We start from the raw sequence: 22,518 nt of genomic DNA, 5'->3' as shown, positions 1-22,518 counted from the left end.
TTTGCGGCATGCCCTTCAAAATAAAGCTCTACCACTTTCTTTTTCAGTTCATATTCATACGTTTTTCTAGTCATGATCTCACTCCTCAGGATGTAGTCTGTCCTTTAGGAGCGCTTTCTTATACTGTCTACTGTAAGGTAATTATGCAAGTGATCGCGCGATTATGTGACGAAATGGCGCTGTTAGAAGAAAGATTGGCTCGGTATTAATAAGGAATGGCGCGGTTCTTGACGTTAAATGCGCGTTCTTACCCATTGCTGAAAGTTTATCTCGCCCACATCACTCTGTACAACAGTTCAATGTATAGTATAATAAAACACAATTACGAATAACATTTACTCCGAAAGGTTCTCTCGTTCAAAGAGAGATGAAAAGGGAAATCGGTACAAGCCGATGCGGTCCCGCCACTGTGAGTGCAAAACGCACGAGCCAGATACCTGCCTTCATCGGAAATAGAGTTCTGTAGCAACCTACGAGGATAGGTACAGTGGAGGGAGTCTACTATAGATTTCGTCCTGCCTAATCCTTCGAAATGTTCGAAGGTTTTTTTCGTTTGTGCAGCAGAGACGTAATGTAATACAAACATACTAGGAGGATATAACATGAAAAAGTTTTGGCAACTGTTGCTAACAGCTATACTCGCAGTATTACTACTAGCAGCTTGTGGCGACGATACGAAGAAAGAAGAAGCTCCGGACAGTTCGGATCAGACATCTGAAGAAACAACTACAGATGAGGTAAAAGACACTACGTATCCGTATACGCTTAAAGATGCGTCTGGAGAAGATATAACGTTCGAAAAAGTACCAGAATCCGTTATTTCATTACTTCCAAGCAATACAGAAACATTATTTGCTATTGATGCAGGGGACAAAGTAATCGCGGTTACGGAAAACGATGATTACCCAGCTGAAGTTGCAGATTTAGACACAGTTGGCAACTTTACCGTCAACGTTGAAAAAGTAATTTCATTGGAGCCAGAAGTGGTTTTTGCCCATGAAATGATGCTCGGTTCAAGCGAAGGTGGAATTAACCAAATTCGTGACGCAGGTATTCCTGTCGTTGTCGTGCCGAATGCAGGAACATTTGAAGAGACATATGAAACGATTCAGCTGATCGGTGAAGTTATGAACAAGAACGAAGAAGCGACTCAAGTGATAGAAGGTATGCAAGCGAAAGTTGCAGAAATTAAAGAAAAAGCAGCGACGATTACAGACAAGAGACGTGTATTCGTTGAGAACTCTGACGTACCGGAAATCTATACGCCAGGTAAAAACACATTCCCACAGCAATTCCTTGATATGATTCATGCTGAAAATATCGTTACTGAAGATGACTGGATCATGATTAGCCCGGAAACAATCGTCAATGAAAACCCTGACGTGATCATAGTCATGTATAGCTACGTACCAGATATTATTGAAAAAATTAAAAAGCGTGACGGTTTCGATACAGTTACTGCGGTGAAAGAAGATCGAATCGTACAAGTTGAAGAAAACATCACTAGCCGGACAGGTCCTCGTTTAGCAGACGGATTAGAAGTTTTTGCAAAAGCAATTTATCCAGAGGTTTTTGGTGAATAAAACCTTGATCGCCTATACTGTGTCGATTGCCACGTTACTTGTGGCAATCTGGCTCGGTGTATCGATTGGTGCTGTGAAGATACCGATAGAGACGCTATGGAGTAACAGTGATGCAACTGCAAGTAATATTTTGTGGAAGATTCGTATGCCACGCGTGTTGCTGGCTGGGATTGTTGGCGCATCGCTGGCGATTTCAGGTGCCGCATTCCAAGGGTTACTGAAAAACCCATTAGCAGATCCATATACCCTCGGAGTGTCATCCGGTGCCTCTGTGGGCGCTGTGATTACACTCTTTTTTGGTATTTCCTTACCGGTCTTAGGGGCGTACACATTACCCGTATTTAGTATGGTCGGTGCTGCGGCTACGATGTTCTTAGTCATCGGCTTTGCCCGGCTAGTCGATCGTTCCATGAAAATGGAAACAATTATTTTAACAGGTATTATTTTCGGTTCATTTCTAGGCTCTGTTTTATCGCTGATGATAGCATTGACACAAGAAGAGTTGCGTCAAATCATCGGTTGGTTACTTGGAAGTGTGTCGATGCGCGGTTGGAATTATATTACAATGGTGTTGCCGTTTTTCATAATAGGTTCATTCATTCTGTGGCTCAATCGCCGGGAGTTGAATGCGATGTTGTTTGGTGAAGAACGCGCACATCATTTGGGAGTCAATGTAAAACGTCGTAAGTTACAGATTTTAATTGGTGGCTCTGTGTTGACAGGCTCTGCGGTGGCGGTTTCAGGGACAATTGGCTTCGTTGGCTTAGTCGTTCCGCATATGACACGGATGATGTGGGGGTCTGATCATCGACATGTGCTGCCGTTATCTTTATTTAACGGAGCTGCATTATTAATCATTTGTGATTTAGTTGCTCGGACGATTATTTCGCCGGCTGAATTACCGGTTGGCGTCATTACGGCATTCATCGGTGCTCCAGTCTTTGCCTATATCTTTTACAAGCAACGTAGGAAGGGGACCATGTAGATATGCTACAGGTGAATCAAGTGTCAGGTGGGTATGATAAGAAGCTAATCGTAAGAAATGTGTCGTTCCACGTGGAAAAAGGGGAAGTTCTTGGAATTTTAGGACCGAATGGTAGCGGAAAGTCTACATTATTGAAAATTATTTCAGGTATTTTGCCGAAACAAAGCGGTACCGTGGTGATAGATGGAAAGCTGGCTTCATCCTATACTCAAAAGCAATTTGCACGGAAAGTAGCAGTTCTGCCTCAACTTCACGCACATGCATTTTCTCATACCGTTGAGGATACGGTAGGGCTCGGTAGGTATCCACATCAGACAGGACTGTTTTCTAGTTGGTCAGAACAAGACGAGAAAGCAGTGCAAGATGCGATGCACTATACAGGAGTTACACGTTATGCAGATACACCGATTGAATTATTATCAGGCGGCGAGCAACAGCGCGTGTTTGTTGCTCAGGCGCTTGCTCAGGAAGCGCCTATTTTATTGCTAGACGAACCGACGAATCACTTGGATATTGCGCATCAGCAACAATTGCTAGATACGATTCGCAATCAAGCACACCAAAAAGGAATCACGGTTATATCGGTGTTCCATGATATTAATTTGGCTGCACTCTATTGTGATCGACTGCTTTTACTGAAAAAAGGTGAAGTGGCAATCATTGGTGAACCGCAAGATGTCGTGCTGGAACAAGAAATACGAACAGTTTATAATGCGCGTGTGAAAACGCAACCACATCCCGAGCTGCCGAAACCACAAATGACGTTACTGCCTAATTTGCAAGAAGAGACAAAGTTGTTCCGCGTGACAAAAGAAGATGTCATGGTGCAAGGGGATCATGTGTTAGTGCAAGCAAAGCAACCACTGAAGACGATTTCATCAGCTGTACATAATGCGGGAATGGGTTGGTATCGGACGTTTGTCAATCGAGGAGTGCGAGCGGATTATAATATTGATGATGTACAAAAAGAGAACACGGAGTATTTGCGGTCGCATGGCTATCATCTGACAGATACAGTTGCGATGATGACAGCAGTTAGCCCAGAGCATGTAGAAGTGGAAGAGTACCAAGGGGATTTTGGTTCAATCGTTATCGCGGTCACAGCGGGTATCGGCAATGCGGTGGATGTCTCGAAATCTTGGCAACGTGAAGATAGTTGGTATGTAGGCACGATCAATACGTGGGTGTTTATCAATGGGGCGCTGGCGGAGGAAGCATTCGTTCAGGCAATGATTACCGCGACGGAAGCGAAAACGAAAGCGTTGCAAGATGAAGAAGTACTAGACCCTGAATCAGGTACAATTGCGACAGGAACGTCAACGGACAGTTTGTTAATTGCGTCTACTCAGCAAGGGAAGTGCATTCCGTATGCGGGGCCGATTACGCAACTGGGTAAATTAATCGGTCGGGGCGTGTATGAATGTACAGTGCGGGCGATTCATTCGTATCGTCAGGCGAAGGAGGAGTTCCAGTGATACCGGCACATTTTATAGCGATCGCAATCGGTATGGTGCTGGATCGACTGATTGGTGATCCTCCGAATTGGCCACATCCTGTTAAATGGATCGGCACATCGATAGGGAATTTGACGAAGTGGTTGAATAAAGGAACAATGCGCACGTTTAAAGGGGCATTTTTATGGCTTATTGTTTGTGGAACAACTTTTGTGCTTGTAATCTGGCTCGTTAGTTTCTCTTATCGTCTTCATTTATTTGCTGGAATTGCGATTGAAGCAGTACTCATTGCTGCAGGGCTTGCGCAGAAAAGTTTGAAGGACGCAGCTATGCTTGTTTACGAACCGTTGCAGTCTGGAGATTTGAAAGAAGCGCGTGAAAAACTGAGCTGGATTGTCGGTAGAGATACAGACACACTAGATGCTTCGGGCATTTCGCGAGCGGCGATTGAGACGGTTTCGGAAAACACCTCAGACGGTATCACCGCGCCTTTGTTTTGGGCATTCTTGCTTGGAGCACCTGGCTTATGGCTTTATAAAGCAGCGAATACACTCGATTCAATGGTCGGCTATAAAGATGAACGCTATCGTGAGTTCGGTAAAGTGTCTGCACGAATGGATGATTTATTGAATATCATTCCTTCGAGGATAACTGGTTTATTAATCGTCTTATTCACTCCAAATGAAGGAAGATTACCTATTCGCCAGCGACTTGGTGGTTGGTTGCGCGATGCAAAACGTCATATGAGTCCGAACAGTGGTTATTTAGAAGCGGCTACAGCTTGGCAGTTGAATATCCAATTAGGCGGTAAAAATACCTATCGTGGTGTCACGTCAGAACGAGCGACGCTAGGGCCATCAGTTGTCGCAAGTGCATCTCATATTCGTTCTGCTTGCAGACAAATGCAAGTGGTGTCCTTGGTTTTCTGGTTAGTATTTACGGTGATAGGAGTGTGGATGTATGCGATTGCCTGAACATGGAGCGAACTGTGCGCGGTTATATGAATCGTTGAATATACCTGTACCTGAAAAGATTTTGGATTTTAGTGAGAATTGTAATCCAGCGGGTCCGCCAGTAGTAGTTAAAGAAGCGTGGGCGGATTTATTGTCTACTATTACAAGTTATCCGGATCCGGACGGTCAGCCGTTTAGAGCTGTAGCCGCGAAATTTCATCAAGTGGAAGAACGGTGTGTGCTTGTTGGAAATGGGGCGGCAGAATTATTGTCGTTGCTGGGGGAATGTTATCGCGGGGAAAAAGTGCTGTTGATTGATCCAACGTTTTCTGAATATCGGGCGACACTCGAAGCGAGTGGAGCGGAAGTTGTTTCGATTCAAGCGAAGGAAGAAGATGATTTTCGATTGCCTGTTGCGCAGATTGTCGATGCTTTGCCGAAAGTGGCGGCTGTTTATCTGTGCACACCGAATAATCCAACGGGTATTTTACCGACATTGGATGAATTGTTAACCATCGTTCAAGCGGCTGAACGTAGCAGAACGGAAGTCGTCTTGGATGAGGCGTTTATTGATTTCGTAGATGAAAGCCGTTCGTTCATTCATCATTTAGAAAAATATCCACACGTCATTGTCGTTCGGTCTATGACGAAAATGTATGCAATTCCTGGTATTCGTTTAGGGTACCTTGTGACGCATCCAGAAATTGTCTCGATGGTGAAAAGCCGAACACCTCATTGGCATGTGAATGGCGTAGCAGCTGAGATAGGAGCATTATGTTTAAATGAACGAAGCTACTGCGAGTCTGCAATTCTTCATGCGCAAACGGAGCGTGCCAAGATGGTTGAGTTTTTACGTGCATATGATTGCCAAGTTATTGATTCAGTAGCGAATTATTTAATCTTTGCACCGAAGCAAGACGCCCGAGTATTGTATCGCTATTTACTGGCACGAGGAATCGTCTTGCGTCACTCGGAAAACTTCCGTGGCATGGACGGTAGGTGGTTGCGTGTGGGGATGAAATCAGCTGAGCAGATGAATTCGTTGCGGGAGGCGATGGCGAATTGGTTCGAGGAACAGTAACGTTCATTAGTGGCGGTGCGCGCAGTGGGAAAAGTACGTATGCGGAGCAATTACTCGTTGGGCAACCGGGTCGTCTCGTGTATATCGCTTCAGGTGTAGCGTATGATCAGGAAATGAAAGAACGCATCACGAAGCATCAGTACGATCGTAGAATGGCCCACTGGGAAACTATTGAGCAGCCACTGAATATTCACGAAGTATTACCTTTCTTGCAGGCAGGGGACTTGGTGCTATGGGATTGTATGACGACTTGGTTAGCGAATGAATTGTATGAAGGCTATGAAGCGGATGATCCTTGTTGGCAACGTCCAGGGTGTTTGGAACAGAAAACGGAGCAATTACTACGTACAATCGAGCAAATTAAGGAACGTGTCACGCGGCTAGTCATCGTCTCAAACGAAGTGCTAGATGATTGGCCGCAGTATGAAGGTGAAACGGAAGTGTACCGAAAAACGCTCGGTACACTGCATCAAAAACTAGTTCAACAATGTGATGTAGCAATTGAAATGGATCACGGCTTGCCGATCATCTGGAAAGGGGATTCGCGATGAATGGATTAATCGTCGTAGGCACGGCTTCTGACGTAGGGAAAACGATGATTTGTAATGCGTTATGCCGAATCCTTTCCAATAAAGGAGTCAATGTGGCACCTTTTAAATCACAAAATATGTCCGATTTTTCGGTGGCGTTACCAAATGGTCGCGAAATTAGTCGCTCACAATTTCAACAAGCGCAAGCGGCACGGACGGAGCCGACCGCAGAAATGCATCCTATTTTATCGAAAACTATACAGGCATTCCAGTCGCAAGTGTCATTCCTGTTCTTGAGCAGCATGGCATTCCGGAAGAGGATATGGAACACAAGACGGAACCCGCGGCTGACGGAGTGGATGTTTATGAACAGTGGGCAAATCATGTACAGCAACATATCAATTGGCCGTTGATTCAATCTATTTTGGCGTAAAGGAGCGAGAAGATGAATAGCATTTTATTAGCGCTCCAATTTTTCACTTCTTTGCCTGTGCGTAAAGAATTACCACTCGGGAAAAAAGAAGTATCAGGCATGTATATGGCGCTACCTATCATTGGTGCGGGTATTGGTTTATTGCTGGCGGGAACTGCTTATGTCACTGTAGAGTTCAATAGTTTCCTTGCGGCGATGCTGATTTTACTTGTTGGGTTGATTGCGACAGGTGGCTTGCATGTGGATGGCTTTGCGGATCTTGGCGATGCTTTTTTCTCCTATCAAGAACGTGAGAAGCGTTTGACGATTATGGATGATCCAAGACTCGGGGCATTCGGTACATTGTCTTTGCTTATTTTGTTAGGGTTGAAAATCGGCTTGTTTATCGAAATGTTAACACTGCCGCATAGTTGGGTGTTACTTGTCACGGTACCTATTCTATCCCGTGCTGCAGTAGTCTATTATTTCACGCTAACAAATACAGCGAAACAAAACGGTATCGCATATTTTTTCAAGCAACACTTTTTACGTACACGGATGCTTGTGGCAGTGAGTACCATCAGTCTGCTTGTTAGCATCGCGCTCGGTGTAGTGTATAAGTCTGTTCTCCTACTTGCTATCATGTTATCCGTGATGGTTTTCGCAATCTGGCTCTATCGTCGCTTTACCGTCAAACACTTCGGCGGCGTAACAGGTGATTTATGCGGCGCATTCATTGAAGGAATGGAGGTGCTGTTATGGTTCGTCCTTATCGTTTATTTTTCATTCGCCATCTAAAGACCGTGGCCAATGAAAAACGGCAATATTGCGGTTGGACAAATAGTGAACTAGCTCAAATAGCAGGGGAAGCAATTGAATTTCCAATCGATGTAGAAACAGTGTATGGTAGCGATTTAACTAGAACACGTCAGACGGCAAAGATCTATTTTCCGGATGCAAGTTATATTGAAGATTCGCGTTTACGAGAATGTCATTTTGGAGATTTCGAAGAGAGGACATACGACGAGTTGAAGAATGATTCGGATTACCGTAATTGGCTGGATGATCCGTGGCAGATAGCACCGCCTAACGGTGAAACATTACAGCAAGTGAAGTCGCGAGTGCTTGATGCGTTGGAAGATTTACCGAATGACGCAGTCGTCGTAACGCATGGTGGAGTGATTCGTTTACTACTAGATACATTCGCTACGGATTCGCGTTCATTTTGGGAATGGAAAGTAGACAATGGTTCGGTTTGGAAATTCGAGTGGGCAGACGAGCAACAACGGAAGGAGCGGGCGCAATGCATGTCATTATCGGAGGTGCCTATAACGGCAAAACGGAGTATGTAAGGCGCTTAGTTGGCGATCAGCCGGTACAATTTTGTACAATGGAAACAGCAGCGGCATCAGACGAGCGATTAGTCATAGTCGGCTTGCTGGACTGGCTTAGACGAACAGAGATGGATGAAGCGCAAAGTTTACAAGCTGTGCACGATGTAATGAAGCCCGACACAATCTTCATCTTGACGGAAGTCGGTCGCGGAATTGTACCGTTTGAAGCGGAGCAACGCGAATTGCGCGATCGATGCGGACGGCTCTATCAGTATTTATTTGAACAAGCGACAGAAGTTACGAGAATTTGGTATGGAATTCCCCAACAGATTAAAGGAGTGAAGTGAGATGAAAATTTATACGAAGACAGGCGATAAGGGTCAGACGAGTTTGATTGGTGGGCGCGTGGCGAAAGATGATTTGCGAGTAGAAGCTTATGGTACGATAGATGAATTGAATTCATTTATTGGTAAGGCTATGACAGAACTAGAAGCAGACAAGTTTGCAGATATTTTGACTGACTTAGAAGCAATCCAGAATGAATTATTTGATGGTGGCGGTGATTTGGCAAACGTCATGAAAGAACGTCACTACAAGTTGGACGATGCACCAATAACCGTACTTGAAGAGCGAATCGACAAGTTGATGGAAGAAGCGCCCGCACTAGAACGCTTCATCTTGCCGGGTGGTTCACCTGCAGCGGCAACATTGCATATCGCCCGCACGGTTACACGTCGCGCTGAGCGAGTAACGGTAACGTTGATGAATGCAGCAGACGATGTTTCACCAGTCGTTCAGCGTTATTTAAACCGCTTGTCGGATTATTTATTCGTTGCAGCTCGAATTGTTAATGCGCGTTTAGGTATCGCGGATAATGAATATGTTCGTAGTGCAAAGGTGTTTCGTACGGATGATAAGAAATGAATGGTAAAAGGCTTGGGGAAGTAATCCTAAGTCTTTTTTTATTGGCGTCCTGCGACTAGAATCAGTTTACTTATGTTCTATGAGCAGTCACCGACGTTCGATAATCGCCCTAGCACTTTCATACAATCTATTGATGAACTTCCGTTACTAGAATTTTATATGACAGTGGAAGTTTGAGGAAAATAGGATACAATGAAGAATATGCTCTTCAATCGGTAAATGGGCAGTATAAAGATCTTCTGAATATGTGTAGAAATGAAGCGGATTACATACAGATGACAATCGAGAAGTCAGGTTCGTTGGTTGCGCTCGCTTGTGTAGTGGGTTCAGTATTGGCAACGAAAGACTATCCGGTTGAAATAGAAACCTATTCTACTTATATCGGTCTTATAGGACAAATGACTAATGATTTAGCAGATATAAAAACGTGGAATGAAAAGAATGATTTACTTAATAAAAAGTACAGTCTACCTATCCTTTATTTGTTGAATTACAAGGATAAAGATCTTAATTTTATTCATGAATATTACTTGGACCAGGTAGAGAAAAGTGAAATAGTGAAGAATCAGGAGCTTATTTCCGCAAAATTTGTTGGAAAAAGTAAAAGACGGAACAGCGAGCTTAGTTGGAGTTAGCCCGGAAGAATTAAAGGCAATTATGGAAGTATTCTTCGATGGACAAATTACACCTATAGCTTATTACTGGACATAAAATTTTGAACTGGGATAGTAATCCTTGTTTTTTTAGGAGTTAACATGATGAAGTCTGTTAAATTTACCACCTATAGCTTGCTGGCAATAGTATTGGCCATAATGATCACCGTTTATTTAACTGTAGTTATCTTAAAATTCCCACTAGTCGGTATGGAAGTAAAGTCAACAACTGACCAGTGGAAAGTGGAAAGAATTGTTGAAAATGGATGGGCATCGAGTCAATCGATAGAAGAAGGAGATATTGTAAAATTTGTTGATGGGAAAAAGCCCGAGCATCATACTACCGTAGTCAAGTTTAATCGGGTAGAAATGGCCGATTCCATAACAATTATAGATCAGGACTTGAGAGAAAATACATATTCCATCACGCACACTGATTCAGACAGACAGTATATTATCTACTTGTTTCTACCACTTGCATTTACTCTTACGACGATACTATTAAGTATTTTTCTATATAGAAGAAAGAAATATGACAAATCAGCAATGATCCTCATCTATTTTTTATTAACAATAGGTGTTAGCTATCTAAGTGCATCTGTTTCTGCTAGAGGAGACATTATAGGCAGGGTTTTGAACATCTTCACATTGCCTGCATCATTACTATTATTCGCGCACTTTCTACAAAGTTATTTAGTAAGATTCGATTTAGTATTTATAAAAACTAGATCGTTAAACATATTGTATATCATCTATTTTAATGTTATTTCATTAGTCATTAGTATCTTTATATTTCACAAAATAAATTCTTATATGATAGCTATTGAGCTGCTATTCTTCTTGTCATTACTAGTATATTTACTTTATCTAATTATTCGATTTTATCTAAAACACAAAAATACTGAAGCGAGTAATGTTCTGAAAATTTTTGGACTCACATTAATTTCATCAATACTTCCATTTGTCGGTTTATATGTAATTCCCACTATTCTTTTTAGTAAGGAACTTGTATCTGCTGAAATGACAGCAATTTTCTTACTCATCATCCCGATTGCTTTTGTTTATTTACAACTGGCAGAAAAGTTATTTGATATTGAATTTTTATTGAATAGGTTACGTTATTATTCTTTACTTTCTTTTCCGTTCACAAGCGTTGTAGTGATAGTCGTCTGTTTTCTTTTGAAAATTGATTTTCTGTCTAAAGAAATGATTATGATGTTTACACTTTTGTTGATCAGCACCGTGTTATTTTTGTACGTAAAAGAATACGTAGATTATTATTTTAAGCATCACTTATTTTCACAAAAGGGAAACTATGAAGAGAGCTTGTATCACTTTTTCCAAAAAGCGAAGCATGAAACGAAGGTAAGTAGTTTGATTACTAGTCTTCAAAATGAAATTAAAAATGTGTTAAAGGTAAGGAATGCATTCTATATAAAGATGGTGAAAGTGCAGAACGGGGAAAAATGGATTCCGGTAACTAATGAAAATAAATGTCCACACTCCTTTATTGAGGTGCTAGAAGAAGTGCAATGGGGTAATCATGGAGCTCGTTCTTTGATTGAAGTATCGGATGGATTCGGTATAGTTATTGGGGGAGACTACGATCATATACATACCATATTTTTCGGTATGAAGAGATCGAAAGTCAACTTGAATATCCAGGAAAGAATTTGGCTTGAGTCATTAGCGTACTTTTCTAGCATCCTTCTCGAAAACTTTCAATTAATCGAAGGACTTTTCGAGAAGATTGAGAATTATAAAGCGGAAACCCGACTAACTAACACAAATTACCCTTACTGGCTTTCAAGATTATTATTCTCTTTGTCGGAAAAGGAAAGAGCGAATTTATCCATTGATTTACATGACTCAGTACTTCAGGAACAATTACAACTTTTGAGAGAAGTTGAAAAGATAAAGGGGAAAGTTGTAGATCCAGCGATTAAAAATGAATTGATGGAGCTTATGGAAAAGGTGCTAGACAGTATTCACTTAATTAGAGAAACGTGTAATGAACTTCGACCACCTTTTTTAAATGAAATAGGAATTACTCAATCCATTCAAAGTTTAATCGATCAGACAAAACTGCGCTGTGATTTTATTATAAAAACAAAATTGGATCCATCGATTCGACAACTAGATAAAGAGTATGAATTAACCTTGTATCGAGTGGTGCAAGAACTTTTAAATAATGCATCAAAACATTCCCAAGCTACTGTAGTCGAACTATCTCTTCAACAGACTAATCAACTAGTAACCTTGAGATACAGTGATAATGGGAAGGGATTCGATATGACAGAGTTACAAGATTCTTTTAAAACGATGGGGATTTTCGGGATGAAAGAGCGAGTGAAGAGTATAGATGGTATGATTGATATTAGCTCTGCTCCAGGAAAAGGAACGCAAGTATACATCGAGATAAAATAGGGGGGCTACGAATGATTAATGTATTAATTGTCGATGATCATCCGGCAATTGGACAAGGAACTGTGGCTCTTATAGAACAAGAAGAAGACATGAAAGCTACGATCATTATAGATGTTGATAAAGTTTTAGACGCGATTAAAGAAAATAGTTATGATATTTATTTAATAGACTTATATATGCCGAAAATAAATGGTATAGAACTTACAAAAATGATTTTACACGTTGATCCAGATGCCATTATTCTTATTTATACTGGTTTTGACTTAGTTTCGCATTATAATTTATTAATTGAAGCTGGGGTTAAGGGGTTTATTAGTAAGACTGCCACACAAGAGCAGTTGATCACCGCAATCAGATGTGGAATAAGGGAAGAAGCGGTAATATCCTTTCAGTTATTAAAACAACTGAGAAGAGTGGATTCTGAACCGTCAACTAATAAAATAGAACATAATTTAGGCAATATGACGTTATCAAGCAAAGAACAAGAAATATTAGCAGGGGTTTCTAAAGGTCTGACAAACAAGGTAATCGCAATGGATTTGTCTATAAGTCAAAGGACTATTGAATACCATCTAACCAAGATCTTTTCGAAACTTGGAGTTAGCTCAAGGACAGAGGCATTATTGAAGGCGAAAGAGTTTGGTTTGTTGTCTCAACAGATAGTTGAATAAAGTAAAAAAAGCTGGCATATCATTGTCAGCTTTTTTTACTTTATTCTGCCTTCAGGAAATCGCATGTCTACCGCATACCCCTAGTAACACTTCGGAAAACCGCAAGTTGATTTACGGTGAAATCCGACAGAATCTATGTGAGAATAATAGAACGAGATATATTTTGTGTTAAAAGTATGTAATGACTAATTAGTTGAGTAGATAAGAATGAGTAAAGTCCTTATCCATAGTAACAAGAATTGTTTTACGTTTAAAATAGTTCTAAGATGTTTAGTGAAGGGGATCATGGTATGGCGATGAAAACGTTGGATATCAATAAATATCTTGAAAGCTCTCTAAATAAACTAATCATTAGTAAAAACGGCGATATACTTGGAATGACAAACGTTTTTAAAAATTTGGTGAATGAAAAAGAGCTACCAAACCATATATCAGAAATATTTGATGATCTATTATATAAAAAGATCCGAATTATTCTTGAATGTAACCAAGACCTTCAAACTAAAGTCCAGGAATCTTTAATTGGAAATTTAAAAATATCAGATGGACATAATGCATCCTGTTATATTACGTACGAGCCGGACAGTGAAAAGGCGATTATTACTGTAAATTTATATGAACAACAAGAGTCATGGAGTAAATTATATGAAAATACTTTTTTTGCGTGCACCACACCATTGGCGATTTTGAATGAATGGGGCTTTTTTGTATCGGTGAACGATGCATTCTGTAATGAATTCCATTTTCCGTCTAAAAGTAATGGCATTCATTTGAAAACATTTTTAGAAGGTTTCCAGTGCGAAGAAAATTTCTCTTTTGATGATTATTTTCTTCGAATAAAGAATGAAACATTTTTACAAACGAAAATTTCATCTCAAGTATTGGGGGAAACTACGAATTACAATTTATTATTGCAGCTTGATCCCAAAACTGAATTATTCCTCTTGAAAATAGTAGAAACTACCGAACAAGAGAGACTTCTAGACTTATTAGCCCGTTCCGATCAATTATCGACAACTGGAGAGATTGCGGCAAGTATTGCACACGAAGTTCGAAATCCTATGACAACACTACAGGGATTTCTTCAACTACTTGAGCATGAAGTGATAGGGAATGCTCAAAAATATGTCAAGGTGATTCAGGAAGAAGTTAAACATATGAACAGTATTCTAGACGAAATGCTTTCACTTTCAAAACCAGTGGTGGATAAAGTAACGATATTTTCACTTCCAGAGTTAGTAGAAGAAGTTTTAATTTTACTCAGACCAAAAGCGTTGTTAGATCAAATTAATTTAGTAAACGAAATACTTGTGACTGAGCCGGTTTTAATCAAAGCAAATCCAAAACGTATGAAGCAAGTACTCGTGAATTTGCTGAAAAATGCGATGGAAGCAATGGAGTCTGAAGGTACGCTAGGTGTTCAAATTTGTGCATCAACAGATAGTATAGTGGATATCTGTATTTCAGATACTGGTATTGGCATGAGTGAAGATATGCTAGAAAAGATCTTCTTGCCATTTATTTCTGAAAAAGAGGGAGGTACAGGTCTAGGCCTTCCGTTTGTTAAAAAAACGATAACTGAATACGGGGGGACGATTTCCGTTAGGAGTGAAGTAGGGAAGGGCTCTGTATTCCAGCTAGGTCTTCCACGAATCGATAGTAGTTTATTGGAAATAAAATCTTAATTATACGGACGATAAAAGGCTGAACCGCTTAAGCGTAGTTCAGCCTTTTTTAAGTGGTTAGGGCATTGCTTGATTATTGAAGTAAAAAACATCGAGGTTTCAATAGATCTCCTTAGTACCACAGCAATAGAAGAGAATGAATGTACCCTGTAAAATCAGGACAAGTTACTAGTCATCTAGGCGACTCATTAACATAAAATAAATACGATGGTATTTTTTCGCAAAGAAAGCAAGCGTTAAATTAATAATTAAATATCAAAAAACGGTTGACTGAATGATCATTCATTATTACACTATATTTAGAATATATATGTAAGCGCTTATAAATGGGTCTTACACAGAACTTCAAAGGGGGAGAAAGAGATGAATCTGTTACTTGTCGCAAACTGGATATTATTCCTAGCGGTCGTCGTGTACGGCGTAGGCCTATTTTTATACCTATTAAAAACCCGTTATGAATTTATTCAACTGGGAAGAAAAGAAGACTTTGACCAGAATGTTAAAGAGCGGCTGACAAAAATTTGGGTCTATGTATTTGGGCAAAAGAAATTATTGAAAGATAAAAAGAGTGGGGCAATCCACGTACTATTTTTCTATGGATTCTTACTTGTTCAATTTGGAGCAATCGATTTAATCTGGAAAGGTCTAAAACCGGGATCACACTTACCTCTAGGCCCATTGTATCCTGCATTTACATTTTTCCAGGAGATTGTCGTATTTTTAATCTTAGTAGCAGTCGTGTGGGCGTTCTACCGTCGCTATGTTGAGAAACTAGTGCGTTTAAAGCGAGGATGGAAATCAGGTTTAGTACTCATTTTTATTGGTGCATTGATGGTATCTACACTTGTTGCAAACGGAGCGAACATGATTTGGCATAATGAAGGAACTACATGGACGGAACCGATGGCGTCTATAATTGCCATGGTATTCGCAGGTGTTCCGCAAGGTGTTGCTATCGCAATCTTCTTCGTCGGCTGGTGGGTACACTTACTGACATTGCTGACATTCTTAGTGTATGTACCGCAATCCAAGCACGCGCACTTAATCGCTGGTCCAGCAAATGTTTATTTCCACCGTCTCGATCATGCAGGTCGCTTGAAGCCTATTGATTTTGAAGCGTTGGAAGAAGTTGAAGATGAAGATGACATGCCGCCACTTGGTGTGGGGAAAATTACGGACTTCACACAAGCGCAAATGATCGACTTCTACGCATGTGTAGAATGTGGACGTTGTACAAATATGTGTCCTGCAACCGGTACAGGTAAGATGCTATCACCGATGGACTTAATCACGAAATTACGTGATCACTTGACGAATACAGGCGCTGTCATGACAAAGCAAAAACCTTGGGTACCACAATTGATGTTCAATCAATCGCAAGGTAACCAGTTAGCTCTTGCCGCAACGGCAGAAGGCATGACGATGGATGAAATCTACAATCCTTCATTGATCGGCGATGTTATTACAGAAGAGGAAATTTGGGCTTGTACGACATGCCGTAACTGTGAAGATCAGTGTCCCGTAATGAACGAACACGTCGATAAAATTATTGATCTTCGTCGCTACTTAGTGATGACGGAAGGGAAGATGAATGCGGATGCACAGCGCGCGATGACAAATATCGAGCGTCAAGGAAATCCGTGGGGTCTTAACCGAAAAGAGAAAGAGAACTGGAGAGAGGCACGTCCAGACTTACACATCCCAACAGTGAAAGAAGCGAAAAAAGCAGGAGAAGACTTCGAATACTTACTATGGGTCGGTTCAATGGGGGCGTTTGACAACCGTTCTCAGAAAATCGCATTGTCTTTCGCTCATTTATTGAATGAAGCAGGAGTTAGCTTTGCGATACTAGGTAATAAAGAGAAAAACTCAGGAGATACACCACGTCGTTTAGGGAATGAATTTTTATTCCAAGAACTGGCGACTGCTAATATCGCGGAGTTTGAAAAAGCGAATGTCTCGAAAATCGTGACAATCGATCCGCACGCATACAATATTTTCAAAAATGAATATCCAGACTTCGGACTACAAGCTATCGTCAAACATCATACCGAGCTACTGTATGAGTTGGTTATGTCCGGCAAACTTGAACCGAAATATGCGATCGACGAAGTCATTACATTCCATGACTCTTGTTACTTAGGACGTTACAATGATGTATATGATCAGCCGCGAGAAATCCTCAAAGCGATCCCTGGCGTACAGTTGGTAGAAATGAAACGTAACAGACAAGACGGCATGTGCTGTGGAGCAGGTGGCGGAATGATGTGGATGGAAGAAGATACAGGTCAGCGTGTTAACGTAGCGCGTACAGAGCAAGCATTAGAAGTTAGTCCTGGCATCATTTCATCAGGTTGTCCGTATTGCTTAACGATGTTGTCTGACGGGACGAAAGCTGTAGAAGTAGAAGATCAAGTCGGTACGTATGATATCGCAGAATTGCTTGAACGTTCCATTTTTGGAGAACAGCAAATTGAAGTGGAATCAGAAGCAAGTGAAGAACTAGAATAGAGCGTTGTGAAAGTAGAAATGGCTGCAACTACGGAAACGGTGGATGAAATGCCGAAAAAAGCCGACGAAACGCATAATTAAAATTATTGCGAATATCCAGGTAATAACGTACAATTAGAGTATCTAAAACGCTAACAAAATAATAAATCGGAGGGACAAAGTCCCTCCAATTTATTAACCGGAATCCGAGCGAGCGTTCAGTCGACAAAGAGAATAGGAGGAATATATTCATGCGAACAGTAATATTACAAGGTGCTAGAACTCCATTCGGAAAATTAGGTGGCTCATTACAATCACAAACAGCTAGTGATTTAGGCGGTATCGCCATAAAAGAAGCACTTAAGCGTTCAGGCGTCCAAGGTGACCAAGTCGGAGAAGTAATTATGGGCACGGTGCTACAAGCAGGACAAGGGCAAATTCCTTCTAGACAAGCAGCAACAAAAGGTGGAATTCCATTCAGCGTCAAAACGGAAACGATCAATAAAGTATGTGCTTCAGGCATGCGTAGTATCACATTAGGCGATCAGATCATTCGTTTAGGAGACGAAAAAGTGATCGTGGCAGGCGGCATGGAGTCTATGTCCAACGCTCCTTACTATGTGCCAGGTGCACGCTCAGGTCTACGAATGGGCGACAGCAAACTAGTCGACGGCATGATCTTTGACGGACTTTCTTGTTCATTCTCACCAGACCGTGTCCATATGGGAACATACGGAAATAGCACAGCATCTGCCTTTTCATTGAGCCGTGAAACGCAGGATCAATGGTCATTACGTAGTCATGAACTTGCCTTAGCGGCGATAGATAAAGGATTATTAGCTGAAGAAATTGTAGGTGTTAGCATTCCGCAACGTAAAGGCGAGCCGGTCGTCGTAACAGAAGACGAAGGTCCGCGAAGAGGTAGTTCCCTAGAAGCGCTTGCGAAACTGCGCCCAGCGTTCGGTAAAGAGGGAACGGTAACTGCGGGTAACGCACCTGGCATTAATGACGGAGCGTGTGCAGTCGTGTTGATGAGCGAAGAAGAAGCGAAGAAGCAAGGTAAAGAACCACTTGCTGTCATTTTAGGGCACGCTGAAATAGCTATTGAACCTGAGCGATTCCCCGAAACGCCAGGACATGTAATCAATGCATTACTAGAGAAAACAGGTAAAACTATCGAAGACATCGATTTATTTGAAATCAATGAAGCTTTCGCAGTAGTAGCCCTTGTTAGTTCACAACTTGCTGGACTTGATGAAGAAAAAGTCAACGTTAACGGAGGCGCTGTTGCACTTGGCCACCCAATCGGTGCAAGTGGAGCGCGTATTGTACTAACACTTGCGAATGAACTAAAACGCCGTGGCGGTGGAATTGGTATTGCGGCAATCTGTTCAGGTGGCGGACAAGGCGATGGAATTATGATTGAAGTACCGAAAACTAATTAATCGGGGGTATTCTACATGACAATTGAGCGAGTATTTGTAATTGGCGCAGGCCAAATGGGTGGAGGGATCGCCCAAGTTTGTGCGCAAGCAGGTTACCAAGTAACACTCCATGATATCAGTGAAGAATCCTACGACCGCGGCTTCCAAGTAATCAAGAAAAACTTGAGCCGTACGGTGGAAAAAGGCCGAATGACAGAGCAAGAAATGCAAGAAGTCCTCGGTCGTTTCACGAAGTCAACAGATTTACAAAATGCAAAAACTGCAGATATCGTTATCGAAGCAGCTGTTGAAAATATGGCAGTGAAGAAAAAAATATTCGAAGAGCTAGATGAAATTACGCCAGCCCATACGATATTGGCAACCAATACTTCATCTTTGCCTATCACAGAAATTGGCGCAGCTACAAAGCGTCCAGAAAAGGTGATTGGTATGCACTTTATGAACCCCGTTCCTGTTATGAAGCTCGTAGAAATCATTCGCGGCCTGGCGACAGAAGATGAAGTGTTTGAAGTGGTTGAAGACATGACGAAGAAACTTAGTAAAACACCAGTTGAAGTCAATGATTATCCTGGCTTTGTCGCTAATCGCGTGTTGATGCCGATGATTAACGAAGCAATCTTCACGCTGTATGAAGGTGTTGCGACCAAAGAAGCAATTGACGATGTTATGAAGTTAGGTATGAACCACCCAATGGGGCCGCTACAACTAGCAGATTTCATCGGATTGGATACATGTCTTTACATTATGGAAACGTTGTATGAAGGATTCGGAGATTCTAAATATCGTCCATGTCCGTTATTACGTAAATACGTCAAAGCAGGTTGGTATGGTAAAAAGACAGGTCGAGGTTTTTACACGTACGAATGAATCAATAAAGCCGAAAGTCAGAGGTGAAGAAGATGGATTATACATTTTCAGAAGAACAACAAATGATGCGTCAAATGGTTCGTGATTTCGCGAAAAAGGAAATTGAGCCATGGATTCCACGAATGGAAGAAGGAGAATTTCCACGCGAACTAATAGAAAAAATGGGCGAACTTGGATTGATGGGAATTACAGCACCTGAACAATATGGTGGTTCTGAAATGGACTTCCTATCGTACATAATTGCCATCCATGAGTTATCTAAAGTAAGCGCAGTCATGGGGGTCGTATTATCTGTCCATACTTCTGTTGGAATGAATCCGATCCTTTACTTCGGCAATGAGGAACAAAAAAATCGTTACTTACCGAAAATGGCGTCAGGCGAATATTTAGGTGCGTTCTGTCTAACAGAAGCTTCTTCTGGATCAGACGCAGGTTCTTTGAAGACAAGAGCGAAACGCGTGGATGATGAGTATGTCATCAACGGCTCTAAAATGTTCATTACAAACGGTGGCGAAGCGGATGTCTATATTGTGTTCGCCAACACCGCACCCGAAAAAGGAACATATGGCATTACTGCTTTCATCGTTGAGAAAAACACACCCGGACTCGTGATTGGTAAAGACGAAAAGAAAATGGGCTTGCACGGTTCGCGTACAGTTGAGTTACATTTTGATAATATGAAAGTACCGCTAGAAAATAGACTTGGTGAAGAAGGCCAAGGCTTCAAGATTGCGATGGCTAATTTAGATGTAGGAAGAATCGGTATTGCTTCCCAAGCACTTGGTATAGCAGAAGCCTCACTAGAAGCCGCAGTCGGATATGCAAAGGAACGCGAACAATTCGGCAAGCCGATCGCCGCCAATCAAGGCGTCGGTTTCAAACTAGCGGATATGGCTACTGCAACAGAAGCCGCAAGACTACTAGTGTACCGAGCAGCTTGGCTACGTTCAGAAAATAAACCATGCGGTAAAGAGGCCTCCATGGCTAAACTTTTCGCCGCACAAGTAGCAGTAGATAACTCTATTGAAGCCGTCCAAGTTTTCGGTGGTTACGGTTACACGAAAGACTATCCGGTAGAACGCTACTTCCGGGATGCGAAGGTCTGCCAAATTTATGAAGGCACTAGCGAAATCCAACGTATGGTCATTGCGAAACACGTTACCAACTGATGTTCAAATAAATCATTAGAAATAAAAAACATTAAAACAGTATAAGGAGTGGGAGAATAATGGACTTTAAACTATCAGAAGAACATGAAATGATTCGTAAAATGGTAAGAGACTTTGCACAGAAAGAAGTAGCACCAACAGCAGCACAGCGAGACGAAGACGAAACGTTCGATATGGAGATCTTCCGTAAGATGGGCGAACTTGGACTTACAGGTATTCCTTGGCCGGAAGAATACGGTGGGATTGGTAGCGACTATCTAGCTTATGTCATCGCAGTAGAAGAACTATCTAGAGTGTGTGCTTCAACAGGTGTTGTTCTGTCCGCGCATACTTCATTAGCAGGCTGGCCACTATTTAAATACGGTAACGAAGAGCAAAAACAAAAATACTTACGCCCGCTTGCTGAAGGATCGAAAATGGGCGCTTATTGCTTAACTGAAGCAGGTTCTGGCTCAGATGCGGGCGGCATGAAAACAACAGCAAAACGTGATGGTGATGACTATGTGCTAAACGGCTCAAAAATCTTCATCACAAACGGTGGAATTGCTGACACATATATTGTCTTCGCAGTTACGGATCCTGAATCCAAACATAAAGGGACGAGTGCATTTATCGTTGAAAGTACGTTTGAAGGATTCTCTGTTGGTAAAAAAGAGAAGAAATTGGGGATTCGTTCTTCACCTACGACAGAAGTTGTGCTTGATAATTGCCGCGTACCGAAAGAAAATCTTCTTGGTGAAGAAGGCGAAGGATTTATTATCGCTATGAAAACATTGGATGGCGGACGAAACGGTATCGCTGCTCAAGCGGTCGGAATTGCACAAGGTGCGCTGGACGCATCTGTGGAGTATTCAAAAGAACGTGTACAATTTGGTAAACCAATTGTTGCTAATCAAGGTGTTAGCTTTAAATTAGCGGATATGGCTACGTCCATTGAAGCGTCTCGTCTGCTTACGTATCAAGCAGCGTGGCTAGAATCGAATGATCTACCATACGGTAAAGCGTCCGCGATGGCGAAGTTGATGGCTGGCGATACAGCGATGAAAGTTACAACTGAAGCTGTCCAAGTATTCGGTGGCTACGGCTATACAAAGGATTATCCAGTGGAGCGCTATATGCGTGACGCGAAAATCACTCAAATTTATGAAGGAACACAAGAAATTCAGCGTCTCGTCATTTCACGTATGCTGACGAAATAACAGGAGGAGTACAAAATGCCAAAACATGAAGTGAAGTCCACAGTCAAAGATGAAGAATTGATTCAGAAAAGACGCGAGCAAATTAGTCGTGGTGCCGTGAAATTATTCATCGACAAAGGCTTCCACCGCACGACTACACGTGAAATCGCCAAGGAAGCGGGCTTCAGTATTGGCACGCTGTACGAGTATATCCGTACGAAAGAAGACGTGCTATATCTCGTATGTGACAATATCTATCATGAAGTAAATGAGCGATTAGCTAAGTTAGATACAAATGACAACACGCTAGAAGGCTTGCGTACGGCAATCGCCAACTATTTTGAAGTCATTGACGAAATGTCAGATGAATTCCTTGTCATGTATCAAGAGTCGAAATCACTGCCGAGCGAAGCATTGCGCTATGTGTTGACTAAAGAACTTGAGATGGTGCAACAATTCGAAACGATTGTTCGACGTTGCGTGGAAGCAGGCAACTTACGTATCGGACCGGAAGAGGTCTCACTAGCAGCGCACCATATTCTCGTCCAAGGTCAAATGTGGTCATTCCGCAGATGGGCATTGCGCAGAGAATATACATTGGAGCGTTACATCCAAGTGCAAACAGATCAAATCATTAATGGACTAGCAAAATAAACAATAGACTCCACCACGCGAGA

At 41.7% G+C, this 22,518-nt stretch carries 22 protein-coding genes and 1 riboswitch; all 22 genes read left to right on the top strand.

What is annotated here, in order from left to right:
• Positions 1 to 328: 328 nt before the first annotated feature.
• Positions 329 to 459: riboswitch (cobalamin riboswitch) on the top strand.
• A gap of 143 nt (positions 460 to 602) precedes the next feature.
• The 22 genes from ORD22_RS13455 (at position 603) to ORD22_RS13355 (ending at position 22,495) form a co-directional block, all read left to right on the top strand.
• Positions 603 to 1,583, top strand: a complete 981-nt coding sequence (locus ORD22_RS13455; protein WP_317646612.1) for an ABC transporter substrate-binding protein — start codon at positions 603 to 605, stop codon at positions 1,581 to 1,583.
• On the top strand, positions 1,576 to 2,568 hold the full coding sequence (locus ORD22_RS13450) for a FecCD family ABC transporter permease (RefSeq protein WP_317646611.1): 993 nt from the start codon (positions 1,576 to 1,578) through the stop codon (positions 2,566 to 2,568). Before ORD22_RS13455 ends, ORD22_RS13450 begins: the two co-directional genes overlap by 8 nt.
• Before the next feature lie 2 nt (positions 2,569 to 2,570).
• The gene (locus ORD22_RS13445) at positions 2,571 to 4,043 is read left to right on the top strand and encodes an adenosylcobinamide amidohydrolase (RefSeq protein WP_317646610.1); all 1,473 of its coding nucleotides are present in this window, start codon (positions 2,571 to 2,573) and stop codon (positions 4,041 to 4,043) included.
• On the top strand, positions 4,043 to 4,996 hold the full coding sequence (gene cbiB / locus ORD22_RS13440) for an adenosylcobinamide-phosphate synthase CbiB (protein WP_317646614.1): 954 nt from the start codon (positions 4,043 to 4,045) through the stop codon (positions 4,994 to 4,996). The genes ORD22_RS13445 and cbiB overlap by 1 nt, the downstream gene beginning before the upstream one ends.
• Positions 4,983 to 6,056 carry a threonine-phosphate decarboxylase CobD gene (gene cobD, locus ORD22_RS13435; RefSeq protein ID WP_317646609.1) on the top strand — a complete coding sequence of 358 codons (1,074 nt, stop codon included), beginning with the start codon at positions 4,983 to 4,985 and terminating at the stop codon, positions 6,054 to 6,056. The genes cbiB and cobD overlap by 14 nt, the downstream gene beginning before the upstream one ends.
• A complete protein-coding gene (locus tag ORD22_RS13430; RefSeq protein WP_317646608.1) occupies positions 6,038 to 6,607 on the top strand; it encodes a bifunctional adenosylcobinamide kinase/adenosylcobinamide-phosphate guanylyltransferase in 570 nt (189 codons plus the stop codon). The genes cobD and ORD22_RS13430 overlap by 19 nt, the downstream gene beginning before the upstream one ends.
• A complete protein-coding gene (locus tag ORD22_RS13425; protein WP_317646607.1) occupies positions 6,604 to 6,999 on the top strand; it encodes a nucleotide-binding protein in 396 nt (131 codons plus the stop codon). Before ORD22_RS13430 ends, ORD22_RS13425 begins: the two co-directional genes overlap by 4 nt.
• A gap of 32 nt (positions 7,000 to 7,031) precedes the next feature.
• Positions 7,032 to 7,796 (top strand): adenosylcobinamide-GDP ribazoletransferase, encoded by a 765-nt coding sequence (locus ORD22_RS13420; RefSeq protein ID WP_317646606.1) that lies wholly within the window; start codon positions 7,032 to 7,034, stop codon positions 7,794 to 7,796.
• Positions 7,757 to 8,350 (top strand): histidine phosphatase family protein, encoded by a 594-nt coding sequence (locus ORD22_RS13415; protein WP_317646605.1) that lies wholly within the window; start codon positions 7,757 to 7,759, stop codon positions 8,348 to 8,350. The genes ORD22_RS13420 and ORD22_RS13415 overlap by 40 nt, the downstream gene beginning before the upstream one ends.
• On the top strand, positions 8,302 to 8,679 hold the full coding sequence (locus ORD22_RS13410) for a bifunctional adenosylcobinamide kinase/adenosylcobinamide-phosphate guanylyltransferase (protein ID WP_317646604.1): 378 nt from the start codon (positions 8,302 to 8,304) through the stop codon (positions 8,677 to 8,679). Before ORD22_RS13415 ends, ORD22_RS13410 begins: the two co-directional genes overlap by 49 nt.
• Position 8,680: 1 nt before the next feature.
• Positions 8,681 to 9,256, top strand: a complete 576-nt coding sequence (locus tag ORD22_RS13405; RefSeq protein WP_317646603.1) for a cob(I)yrinic acid a,c-diamide adenosyltransferase — start codon at positions 8,681 to 8,683, stop codon at positions 9,254 to 9,256.
• A 173-nt stretch (positions 9,257 to 9,429) separates the two neighbouring features.
• Positions 9,430 to 9,891 carry a polyprenyl synthetase family protein gene (locus tag ORD22_RS13400; RefSeq protein WP_317646602.1) on the top strand — a complete coding sequence of 154 codons (462 nt, stop codon included), beginning with the start codon at positions 9,430 to 9,432 and terminating at the stop codon, positions 9,889 to 9,891.
• A complete protein-coding gene (gene comX / locus ORD22_RS15180) occupies positions 9,845 to 9,967 on the top strand; it encodes a competence pheromone ComX (RefSeq protein WP_411567658.1) in 123 nt (40 codons plus the stop codon). The genes ORD22_RS13400 and comX overlap by 47 nt, the downstream gene beginning before the upstream one ends.
• Before the next feature lie 47 nt (positions 9,968 to 10,014).
• Positions 10,015 to 12,336 carry a sensor histidine kinase gene (locus ORD22_RS13395; protein ID WP_317646601.1) on the top strand — a complete coding sequence of 774 codons (2,322 nt, stop codon included), beginning with the start codon at positions 10,015 to 10,017 and terminating at the stop codon, positions 12,334 to 12,336.
• Between the two features lie 11 nt (positions 12,337 to 12,347).
• Positions 12,348 to 13,007, top strand: coding sequence for a response regulator transcription factor (locus ORD22_RS13390; protein ID WP_317646600.1), 660 nt, complete (start codon positions 12,348 to 12,350; stop codon positions 13,005 to 13,007).
• Positions 13,008 to 13,303: 296 nt separating this feature from the next.
• Entirely contained in the window at positions 13,304 to 14,692 is a 1,389-nt protein-coding gene (locus ORD22_RS13385; protein ID WP_317646599.1) for an ATP-binding protein, read from the top strand.
• Between the two features lie 363 nt (positions 14,693 to 15,055).
• Entirely contained in the window at positions 15,056 to 17,203 is a 2,148-nt protein-coding gene (locus ORD22_RS13380; protein ID WP_317646598.1) for a (Fe-S)-binding protein, read from the top strand.
• Positions 17,204 to 17,433: 230 nt separating this feature from the next.
• Positions 17,434 to 18,627 (top strand): acetyl-CoA C-acetyltransferase, encoded by a 1,194-nt coding sequence (locus ORD22_RS13375; RefSeq protein ID WP_317646597.1) that lies wholly within the window; start codon positions 17,434 to 17,436, stop codon positions 18,625 to 18,627.
• Positions 18,628 to 18,642: 15 nt separating this feature from the next.
• Positions 18,643 to 19,494 (top strand): 3-hydroxybutyryl-CoA dehydrogenase, encoded by an 852-nt coding sequence (locus tag ORD22_RS13370; protein ID WP_317646596.1) that lies wholly within the window; start codon positions 18,643 to 18,645, stop codon positions 19,492 to 19,494.
• A gap of 32 nt (positions 19,495 to 19,526) precedes the next feature.
• Positions 19,527 to 20,663, top strand: coding sequence for an acyl-CoA dehydrogenase (locus ORD22_RS13365; RefSeq protein WP_317646595.1), 1,137 nt, complete (start codon positions 19,527 to 19,529; stop codon positions 20,661 to 20,663).
• A gap of 59 nt (positions 20,664 to 20,722) precedes the next feature.
• On the top strand, positions 20,723 to 21,862 hold the full coding sequence (locus ORD22_RS13360) for an acyl-CoA dehydrogenase (RefSeq protein ID WP_317646593.1): 1,140 nt from the start codon (positions 20,723 to 20,725) through the stop codon (positions 21,860 to 21,862).
• Between the two features lie 15 nt (positions 21,863 to 21,877).
• On the top strand, positions 21,878 to 22,495 hold the full coding sequence (locus tag ORD22_RS13355) for a TetR/AcrR family transcriptional regulator (RefSeq protein ID WP_317646592.1): 618 nt from the start codon (positions 21,878 to 21,880) through the stop codon (positions 22,493 to 22,495).
• Positions 22,496 to 22,518: the final 23 nt, after the last annotated feature.

It is taken from the genome of Sporosarcina sp. GW1-11, assembly GCF_033088395.1.
Taxonomy (GTDB): Bacteria; Bacillota; Bacilli; order Bacillales_A; family Planococcaceae; genus Sporosarcina.
The sequence above is the reverse complement of the archived record's forward strand: the minus strand, read 5'-3'. Positions and strand labels throughout refer to the sequence as shown.

Bases quoted from the DNA above. Each gene is read 5' to 3' on its own strand.
- ORD22_RS13365 (WP_317646595.1), top strand. From the start codon at position 19,527: ATGGATTATACATTTTCAGAAGAACAACAAATGATGCGTCAAATGGTT.
- ORD22_RS13425 (WP_317646607.1), top strand. From the start codon at position 6,604: ATGAATGGATTAATCGTCGTAGGCACGGCTTCTGACGTAGGGAAAACG.
- ORD22_RS13395 (WP_317646601.1), top strand. From the start codon at position 10,015: ATGAAGTCTGTTAAATTTACCACCTATAGCTTGCTGGCAATAGTATTG.
- ORD22_RS13420 (WP_317646606.1), top strand. From the start codon at position 7,032: ATGAATAGCATTTTATTAGCGCTCCAATTTTTCACTTCTTTGCCTGTG.
- ORD22_RS13405 (WP_317646603.1), top strand. From the start codon at position 8,681: ATGAAAATTTATACGAAGACAGGCGATAAGGGTCAGACGAGTTTGATT.
- ORD22_RS13380 (WP_317646598.1), top strand. From the start codon at position 15,056: ATGAATCTGTTACTTGTCGCAAACTGGATATTATTCCTAGCGGTCGTC.
- ORD22_RS13445 (WP_317646610.1), top strand. From the start codon at position 2,571: ATGCTACAGGTGAATCAAGTGTCAGGTGGGTATGATAAGAAGCTAATC.
- ORD22_RS13415 (WP_317646605.1), top strand. From the start codon at position 7,757: ATGGTTCGTCCTTATCGTTTATTTTTCATTCGCCATCTAAAGACCGTG.
- cobD (WP_317646609.1), top strand. From the start codon at position 4,983: ATGCGATTGCCTGAACATGGAGCGAACTGTGCGCGGTTATATGAATCG.
- ORD22_RS13375 (WP_317646597.1), top strand. From the start codon at position 17,434: ATGCGAACAGTAATATTACAAGGTGCTAGAACTCCATTCGGAAAATTA.
- ORD22_RS13390 (WP_317646600.1), top strand. From the start codon at position 12,348: ATGATTAATGTATTAATTGTCGATGATCATCCGGCAATTGGACAAGGA.
- ORD22_RS13455 (WP_317646612.1), top strand. From the start codon at position 603: ATGAAAAAGTTTTGGCAACTGTTGCTAACAGCTATACTCGCAGTATTA.
- ORD22_RS13355 (WP_317646592.1), top strand. From the start codon at position 21,878: ATGCCAAAACATGAAGTGAAGTCCACAGTCAAAGATGAAGAATTGATT.
- ORD22_RS13370 (WP_317646596.1), top strand. From the start codon at position 18,643: ATGACAATTGAGCGAGTATTTGTAATTGGCGCAGGCCAAATGGGTGGA.
- ORD22_RS13360 (WP_317646593.1), top strand. From the start codon at position 20,723: ATGGACTTTAAACTATCAGAAGAACATGAAATGATTCGTAAAATGGTA.
- ORD22_RS13385 (WP_317646599.1), top strand. From the start codon at position 13,304: ATGAAAACGTTGGATATCAATAAATATCTTGAAAGCTCTCTAAATAAA.
- ORD22_RS13410 (WP_317646604.1), top strand. From the start codon at position 8,302: ATGCATGTCATTATCGGAGGTGCCTATAACGGCAAAACGGAGTATGTA.